We start from the raw sequence: 7,281 nt of genomic DNA on the forward strand, positions 1-7,281 counted from the left end.
GAGGCAGCCAGGGCGAAGAACACCGGCTCTTGGTGGCGCCGCTCCTGACCGGCGGCCCTAGTTCCTGCCTGCGGTGCCGCGTGACCGCATGACGAAGCCGGTGGAGGCACGCACTGTGCCTCCACCGGCTTCGTCATCGGGCTGGCGAGTTGGTCAGGCCCGGCCGAGGTGGAAGACGGTGACGGTGACCGTCTGGTCGTGGACCTCGTACTGGACGCGGTAGAAGCCGACCTGGATGCGGTAGATCCCGCTGGCCCCGACGGTGAAAGCACCCGCCGGCCGGGGGTTGTCAGCGAGCAGGTCGACGGCCTGGAAGACCTGCTGGACCCCGGCCTGGTCACCGGCGGCGTACTTCTGCGCCACGGCCAAGACCTCGGGCTCCCAGACGATGCTGTAGGTCACGAAGCCTCTCCGAGAACCTGGCGGCGGGCCTCATCGTGCGGAACACCCGGCCCCGTCTCACCACGTGCCTTGCGCGCCAGGTACTCGGCGGTGGCCCGGTGGTACTCCAGCTCCTCCAGCTCGGCCGGGCTGATCAGGACGGCCATGGTCTGGCCCCGGTCCGAGAGGGCGATGTGCTTCTGTTCGGCGCTGACCTGCCGCGCCAGGGCCCCCAGCTTGTTGCGGGCCTCGGTGATCGGATAGGTGTCCATACCTCGAACCTACCAGTAGTGCGCACTACCGCGCGGGACATCGCAGGACCAGCGGGCGGCGGCCCGGGATCGGCCGACCCTGGACAATGGAGTCCGTGAGCGTTGCCGCTGTCGAGCAGCACATCGGGCCGTGGACCGTGGACGACGTCCTGGCCCTGCCCGAGGACACCCACCTGATACGAACGAGGTCCGCACCGCCCGGCCCAGCTCCTCGATCGCCCGGTACGTCGGGTGCTTCGGCCCACCCCGGGTGAACCGCCGCAGGACCTGCTCGGCTTCCGCAGTGCCCAGGCGCAGGGCGGTGGTGTACTTCACGATCTGGTCGTACTGCTGGGCGATCAAGTCCCAGTCGATCGTCTTGGTGGACAGCACCGGGCCCAGGTTCGGCCACTGGTCGTCCTGACCGGCCGCCGGCCGGTACAGCTTCGCCGAGCCGATGTTCTTCAGCCTCGGCATCAGCTTGAAGTCGAGCATGTGGGCGAAGGCGAACCCGACAATGGAGGCGCCGTGGGTGTCGGTGTACTGCCGGTCCACGTCCATGTGGTGCAGTGCCGCAGCACGCCTTCGATCATCGAGGCGACCTCGGAGGCCGAGCAGGACTTGAGCTGGGAGTAGATGCAGACCGACTTCCGCTGACTTCGTGAGTACTCGCTCCTGCGGAAACGTGCGAATCCTGAGCGGTGAGTACTGGGACAGCTGGCGAGGGCGAGCCATCCTGCGGCAGCAGCCCGGTAGGCACGAGGCGTCCACGGGCGAGGTGACGGGCACATCTGACAGCGGCAGGTCGGCCAAAGCCCAGGCCATGTGCCCGCCCGAGTAGTAGCCAGTCGCAGCCGACCTTCGCCCCTGGGGCCCACCCCGAGAAACCGCGTCATCGGTCCTCATTCCGTTGTCCGCGACGGTAGGCTCCGCAGCCATGACCCCAGTCACCCTGGCCGGTCCCCGCCTGGCGCTGCGTGAAGCCGAACTCGAGGACGCCGACGCCCTCCTGGCCATTTACGGGGACCCGGAGGTTTTTCCGCGTGAGCCGTCGACTCCGGCCCGGCCCGACGGGCCGACGGCCTTCGACTGGGCGGTGGTCCCGGCGGTCCGGGGTCAGCTCGACGATCCCGATCCGGCCTGGCTGGAGCGGATGGGGCGGATCACCGTGCCCACCCTGGTGGGGGCGGGCGGGTCCCGGAGCCATCTGCCGCAGGACTGGATCGCGGAGCTGGCCTGGCAGCTCCCGGACTGCCGGATCGTCACCGTCGAGGCCGGGCACATGGTCCACAACGTGCTGCCCGACGAGTTCACGCGGGTGGTGGTGGCGTTCCTGCGGCCTGCGGTGGAGCAGGCCGCAGGAGGGCGAGCGCCGCGGCCACCGGCCCTGGGCCTGCCCCAACGCCGCTGTGTCACGGCCCGGGTGGGGTCGCAAGCCCTCGTCCATGACCATGCAGCGGGCAGCCGGCCCGGTGCTGCTCGCCCCGGCGCTCGCGGCGGCGTTGTCCGTGTCAGTGACCCGGCGCTGGCGAGGAACCGTTGCGGTCCCCTGACTGTCGACGCTCGGTCCATCACCGTGGCGACGGTGCCGCCGCACGGCTCCGGCGTCGACGCCGCTTGATCACGGACCACACCAGCGCGGCCTCGATCACCCAGGTGAACCCGACCACGGCCCAGTCCGCCGCTCCGACCCCCGGCTGGCCGGCCTCCCCCAGGACCATGAACACCGCGATGGCTCCCCAGAGCCAGGTGACGGCGGTCAAGGCCGCCAGAGCGAACCGCTGGCCGCGGCCGAACGGCTGCGCAGCACCGGTGGCAGGCACAGTGGCGGCGGAAGCACCCACGGCAGCACCGGCGTTCGGAGCCGGCCGGGCACCTCGGGCCGGCATCCGCACCACGGCGGCGGCCGGAACGGCCGCGTCGACGGTGGCGAGCGACTGGACGTCCACTGCGAAGCAGCCCGGCTCCAGTTCGAGTGCGATGCCGTCGGTACCGATCAGTCGCCGCCCGCCGTCCGGCCAGCTCAGCATGGCGGCACAGCTGTCGTAGCGCACCGTAAGCGCCCCCTCGGCGTCGACCAGGCTGACGCCCTCACTGCTGATCACCAGGTCCGGGCCGTCCTTCGCCCGGGAGCGGTGCCGCCTGCCCGCAACGGCCGAGGTCGAGGTGGTCGGTGCGGCGGTGTAACCCGCCCAGTCGGCCCGCCGTCCGAGCGGGACGCGGAGCAGTCCGGCGGCCGGGGCCTGCCGGGCGATCGCGTGCACGTCCTGTGCGGTCGCTGCCCAGAGCTCGGCGCGCAGTTCCTCGACCGAGCGCAGCGGCAGGCCGCTGAGCAGGTCCGCCGCATAGCGGTGCAGCCGTTCGGCGTCGGCGTCCGGCAGCAGGTGCGCCTCGTCGGCTCTGCTCCGTATCGAATCGAGGTCGTGCTGCGCGAGGCCGACCGCCTCCAGCCGGGCGAGTACGTCGATGAACCCGCCGAGGACCGCGTCCTGCTGTTCCGGTAGCGCATCGGCGAGGGCGGTGACGACGGACCAGCCGTCCCCGCGATGCGCACAGCCTGCGGTGGCGGTGTAGGAGTAGCCCCCCTCCTGCCGCAGCGTCCGGAAGAGCTCGCGCTCCAGGCCGGACGCGTACAGCGAGGTTGCCGCGCCATGCGGGAGCACGGCATCGAACAGCACCTGACCGGTACCGCCGTTGAAGTACGCGGGAGTTGTGGGCAGCGCCGAGGTCGCCGCCGGCACCGGCATCCGCGCGCCCGCGCGCAGCGGCAGCCGCAGGCCGGCCGGAACCCGCTCGCCCGCCACCCACAGCGCGGCGTTGCCGCGGGTGAACCAGGTGTCCGCCCACTGCTGGACCTCCTGAGGGCCGAGGCCGGTGATCCCCCACTCCGGATAGCTGACCAGGCCGTGCCCCTGTGCACCGTACCGCCACAGACCCATGGCCTCGGCCGGACCGGTGGAGCGGCCGGTCTCCTCGGTCCGCAGGATGGCCTTCTCGGTCTCCAGCCGGTCCATCGGCAGCTGGGCGAGGGACTGGCAGACACCCAGCAGGAAGGAGCTGACGTCCTGTTCGGAGCCGTCCAGGTGGAAGTGGGTGTGCAGGCTCCCGGTCGCACCGTTGAAGTGGTAGTCGGCGACGCCTTGGCGGTGCAGGGCCAGGTGCTCGACGAGGTGGGTGATACCGGTGCGGGCCAGCGTCTCGTCGGCCTGGCCGACCCGGAAGACCAGACCGGCGGAGAGCCGACCGGCGCGGTGGGCGAAGACGGCGGGAACCCCGTCGACCTCGAAGTGGTGGATCACGGCTCAGCCCTTCGCCAGTGCGCGTTCGCGGTGCTCGATGAAGTTCGCTCGGGCGTCGCCGGGCAGGTAGTCCCAGGGGTGGCTACTCGCGAAGCCCCCGATTGCTCCGAAATGCCGCGCCGCCTGGGCTAGTTCACCTGCCAGGGAGGTGACCATGGCGAACTCGCTGTGTACGGTGACGATCCCGTAGCGGGCCCGGCAGGCGGGGTGCAGCACCGACCGGCGGGCGGCGTCGGCCAGTTCCGCGCGGACGTGCGGCTGCCGCAGGTACTCCGCGCCCTTCTCGCCGCGCCCGAGGTCCAGCCAGCGCTCGATGTGGTAATCGGCCAGCAGTGCACCGCTGAGCGCGCCGTCGGGTGCGTTCGCCAGGCACTCGCGGGCGAAGGCGTAGGCCTCCTCCCACGTTCCACCCCACTTGGGCAGCAGCTGTTGCAGCCGGCGGCTCTGCGCCACGAAGTGCTGCGGGTGATGTGCCGTGAGCCGCCGGTACCGGCGCCGGGATTCGCTCTGGCCTAGGGACAGCCCCATGGCGACGGTCAGCCTGGCGGCCCAGGCGAGCGCGCAGTCGGGCCGGTGTGCGGTGACCCTGATGAGCAACTGCTCGGCGTGATTGAGATGTTCGCGGAACAGCCCCCACTGGGCCGGGGTCACGTCCTTGGCGCGGGAGCTGGTGCGAGCCTGCCAGCCGAGGGTGACCCGGCGGTTCGCCAGCAGGGTGGCGGCCAGCGGATCGGCGTCCTGCCGGACGACATGGGCGAGGAATTGCTCCACGTCCGGGACCTCGCCCACGATGCCGGCTGCCACACAGCGGCCGTGCTCGTCGGTCAGCCGCCCGAACAGCTCGCGCAGGTCGGGCCAGTCCCCGGCCTCGGCCAGTCGCCGGACCGAGGCGAGTTCGGGCAGACCGGCGACCGGGTCGAAATCGGGGGCGGGGAGTGCAGCGGCTGGGGACATGACGGTGATCCTAGGTCTGCGGCATCACAGCTGGTCAGTGCCGTTGCAGCGAGACTCCGGCCGAACTCAGACACACCCGGGCAAATGTGTGGCAGTTATGATCAAAGATTTTCGGAATAGCAACCTCCGCTTGACTTTCCCCGGGCACACCCCCCCTAGGTGGCTGGTGTTTTTCGAGTCGAGTCCCAGATGGCGAGACGATGTTCGACTCGAAAGCGGGCAACTTGTCCCTAAAACGCCTGTATCACTATTTGAGATTTTCCCGTTTGACACCAGCCACCTAGACTCTGGCTATCTGAGCGCACATCAGTGCGATACAAGCACAAGGACCATCATGCAGAACAGACGTCGGCAGCAGCTGCTCGAAACCGCCAATCCCCTTCTCACCGAGGGAGAGCGGATCGAACTCACCGATATGGCGAACATCGGCTCGGTCTCGGTCAAGCGCCAGGTCCTCACCACCGCCCTGGTCGGCGCCCTCACCGCCGGGACGGTCATCGCCACCGTCCAGCCGCGCCCGATGTACTGGGTGCTCACGGACCAGCGCCTGCTGTTCTTCGACGGCAAGACCGCCACCGGCAAGCCCGGCAAGCTGCTGATGGTGCTGCCGCGCGAGATCGTCACCGCGGCGCCGCTGAGCAAGGCGCTGCTCGGCCTGGGGCTGAAGACCGTGCTCAGTGTCCAGGGGCACGACAAGGGCCTGAAGATGGTATTCCCGCCGGCCGCCAAGTCCGCTGGCCGCGAGTTCATCACCCGTATCCCGCCCACGCTCTGAAGCCCTGCCGGGGTCGGCCGTCGCGGGCGATGGACGTCCGCGCGGCCGTCATCCGCTCCACCCGGGGATTCTTTATAGGCGGCGTACGGAGCGATATTTGACGACTAGTCAACAAATAGTCCTGCCCCCACTACAGTAGGAGTACGCACCAGGGGGATCGAGTGGACACCGTGCTCGTGCAGCTGACCGAGCAGGCAGCGCGGCACACCGGCGACCCGGCTGTCACGCCGCGTCTGGGGCCGGGGGGAGTGTGCCAGCAGCAGGGCCAGCGGGTGGACATACCGCCGTACAGCAACGACTGGTGGGCCTACCTGTCCCAGTACGGCGGCTATCTGACCAACATCTACCTCGGTCCGCCCGGCAACCAGGTCCCCGGCGTGCCCGCCTGCTGAGGCCCTGAGCCGGGTGGTACGGGCGGGCGGTAGTTCGGTTCGGCCGCGGTGCGTGCACGGGGATGCACCGCCGCCGTCCGGCCCGGTCAGCTCCGGCGATCGAAGAAGACCTGCCGGTCGAGGAAGACCAACCGGGCCTGCTTCTCGGGCAGCCGGATCTCGGGGCCGGGGGTGAAGCCGGTCCGCAGGAGCCGCGCGATCGCCCTGTCGTTGCGGGCGTCGGGCTCGGCCACGATCGCAGCCGGGTCGGGTCCGCCAGGACGTGGCCGAGGAAGACCGAGACCAGGGTGCCGGTCCAGCCGGGCAGCCGGTCGTCGGCGACCGGGCCGATCAGGAGGTGGATGCCGAAGTCGCCCTCCCGGACCGGGTAGCACTCGCCGACCGGGTCGTGCTCGGGTTCGTACGTCTGGAAGAGCGCGACCGGCCGCTCGTCGCGGTGGACCAGGTAGGCGTGGTGGGTGCTCAGGGAGTCCACGTACTCGTAGATCTCCCGGACCCGTTCGCGGTCGGCGTCGAGCATGCCCCAGAAGCGGGCCCGCTCCTGGGTGACCCAGCCGTGGACCACTTCGGCGTCGGCGGCCGGATCCAGCGGGAGGACGCGGACGGTGCCGAAGCCGTCGACGGTCTGCTCGTGCACGGCCTCGCGGCGGCAGGCGGAGGGCTCGGTGGTCGGGTGGCTCAAGTTCGATCCTCGGTCAGTAGGGCCCAGTCGGTGATCACGGGGACGAGTCCGCGGTGCAGCCAGAGCGGCAACTGGTCGCGATGGTGGGGGCTTCCGGGTCGGCCGGACGCTCCGAGCGGCACCACCCAGAGGCTGTCCTCACACTGGGCCAGGTCCCACACGTAGCGGGCGGCGGGCCCTCGGGCGCTACGGTCGGTGATGCCGGGGACGCTCGACGTGGAGAGGACGCAGTCGTGGTCGCCGGACAGCCCCGGCCAGGGCTCGTCCGACCGGCCGTCAGGGGCGTCGGGGAGGGCCTGCCACGGTGCGAGCCGGTGGAGTTCGCCCCACGGGGTGGCCGGTTCTCCGGCGGCGGCGACGTCCTGAACGTAGCGATCCCCTCCCTGACCCGGGACCTGGACGCGACCACCGCCGACATCCAGTGGATCGTCAACGCGTCCTCGCTGGTCCAGGCCGGACTACTGCTCGCCGCAGGCAGCGCCGCCGACCGCTACGGCTGCAAGCGGCTGCTGCTCGCCGGGCTCGCGGTGTTCGGGACGGGCTCACT

At 70.5% G+C, this 7,281-nt stretch carries 9 protein-coding genes and 3 pseudogenes; 4 read left to right on the forward strand and 8 right to left on the reverse strand.

Going from position 1 to position 7,281, the window contains the following annotated elements; translation table 11 throughout:
* Window positions 1–153 precede the first annotated feature (153 nt).
* The 3 genes and pseudogenes from ACIG5E_RS38600 to ACIG5E_RS38610 all read right to left on the reverse strand — a co-directional run.
* Window positions 154–402: a type II toxin-antitoxin system RelE/ParE family toxin gene (locus ACIG5E_RS38600; RefSeq protein WP_396541863.1), complete on the reverse strand. Its 249-nt coding sequence runs from the start codon at window positions 400–402 to the stop codon at window positions 154–156.
* Window positions 399–653, reverse strand: coding sequence for a type II toxin-antitoxin system Phd/YefM family antitoxin (locus tag ACIG5E_RS38605; RefSeq protein WP_363615362.1), 255 nt, complete (start codon window positions 651–653; stop codon window positions 399–401). Before ACIG5E_RS38605 ends, ACIG5E_RS38600 begins: the two co-directional genes overlap by 4 nt.
* 177 nt (window positions 654–830) lie before the next feature.
* Window positions 831–1,300 (reverse strand): annotated as a pseudogene (locus tag ACIG5E_RS38610) (Tn3 family transposase); the annotation flags it as partial.
* Between the two features lie 269 nt (window positions 1,301–1,569).
* Here ACIG5E_RS38610 and ACIG5E_RS38615 point away from each other — a divergent pair.
* Entirely contained in the window at window positions 1,570–2,253 is a 684-nt protein-coding gene (locus ACIG5E_RS38615) for a hypothetical protein (protein ID WP_396541865.1), read from the forward strand.
* Here the strand turns inward: ACIG5E_RS38615 and ACIG5E_RS38620 are convergent.
* The gene (locus tag ACIG5E_RS38620) at window positions 2,204–3,931 is read right to left on the reverse strand and encodes a M16 family metallopeptidase (protein WP_396541867.1); all 1,728 of its coding nucleotides are present in this window, start codon (window positions 3,929–3,931) and stop codon (window positions 2,204–2,206) included. The genes ACIG5E_RS38615 and ACIG5E_RS38620 overlap by 50 nt on opposite strands.
* A 3-nt stretch (window positions 3,932–3,934) precedes the next feature.
* The gene (locus tag ACIG5E_RS38625) at window positions 3,935–4,885 is read right to left on the reverse strand and encodes a hypothetical protein (protein ID WP_396541869.1); all 951 of its coding nucleotides are present in this window, start codon (window positions 4,883–4,885) and stop codon (window positions 3,935–3,937) included.
* A 334-nt stretch (window positions 4,886–5,219) separates the two neighbouring features.
* Between ACIG5E_RS38625 and ACIG5E_RS38630 the strand changes: the two genes are divergently transcribed.
* Together ACIG5E_RS38630 and ACIG5E_RS38635 are read left to right on the forward strand one after the other, a co-directional pair.
* The gene (locus ACIG5E_RS38630) at window positions 5,220–5,660 is read left to right on the forward strand and encodes a hypothetical protein (RefSeq protein WP_396541871.1); all 441 of its coding nucleotides are present in this window, start codon (window positions 5,220–5,222) and stop codon (window positions 5,658–5,660) included.
* A gap of 161 nt (window positions 5,661–5,821) precedes the next feature.
* A complete protein-coding gene (locus ACIG5E_RS38635; RefSeq protein ID WP_396541875.1) occupies window positions 5,822–6,052 on the forward strand; it encodes a hypothetical protein in 231 nt (76 codons plus the stop codon).
* A gap of 86 nt (window positions 6,053–6,138) precedes the next feature.
* Here the strand turns inward: ACIG5E_RS38635 and ACIG5E_RS38640 are convergent, their stop codons facing one another.
* The 3 genes and pseudogenes from ACIG5E_RS38640 to ACIG5E_RS38650 all read right to left on the reverse strand — a co-directional run.
* Entirely contained in the window at window positions 6,139–6,285 is a 147-nt protein-coding gene (locus tag ACIG5E_RS38640; RefSeq protein WP_396541877.1) for a hypothetical protein, read from the reverse strand.
* Window positions 6,286–6,353: 68 nt separating this feature from the next.
* Window positions 6,354–6,689 (reverse strand): annotated as a pseudogene (locus tag ACIG5E_RS38645) (GNAT family N-acetyltransferase); the annotation flags it as partial.
* A 41-nt stretch (window positions 6,690–6,730) separates the two neighbouring features.
* Window positions 6,731–7,087, reverse strand: a pseudogene (locus ACIG5E_RS38650) (penicillin acylase family protein); the annotation flags it as partial.
* Here ACIG5E_RS38650 and ACIG5E_RS38655 point away from each other — a divergent pair.
* Window positions 7,049–7,281 (forward strand): MFS transporter (locus ACIG5E_RS38655; RefSeq protein ID WP_396541873.1); only part of this gene is annotated, 233 nt, incomplete at its 3' end. The pseudogene ACIG5E_RS38650 and the gene ACIG5E_RS38655 sit on opposite strands and share 39 nt — an antisense overlap.

This window comes from Kitasatospora sp. NPDC053057, from assembly GCF_044546945.1.
GTDB lineage: Bacteria > Actinomycetota > Actinomycetes > Streptomycetales > Streptomycetaceae > Kitasatospora.

Bases quoted from the DNA above. Each gene is read 5' to 3' on its own strand.
- ACIG5E_RS38630 (WP_396541871.1), top strand. From the start codon at position 5,220: ATGCAGAACAGACGTCGGCAGCAGCTGCTCGAAACCGCCAATCCCCTT.
- ACIG5E_RS38605 (WP_363615362.1), bottom strand. From the start codon at position 653: ATGGACACCTATCCGATCACCGAGGCCCGCAACAAGCTGGGGGCCCTG.
- ACIG5E_RS38625 (WP_396541869.1), bottom strand. From the start codon at position 4,885: ATGTCCCCAGCCGCTGCACTCCCCGCCCCCGATTTCGACCCGGTCGCC.
- ACIG5E_RS38615 (WP_396541865.1), top strand. From the start codon at position 1,570: ATGACCCCAGTCACCCTGGCCGGTCCCCGCCTGGCGCTGCGTGAAGCC.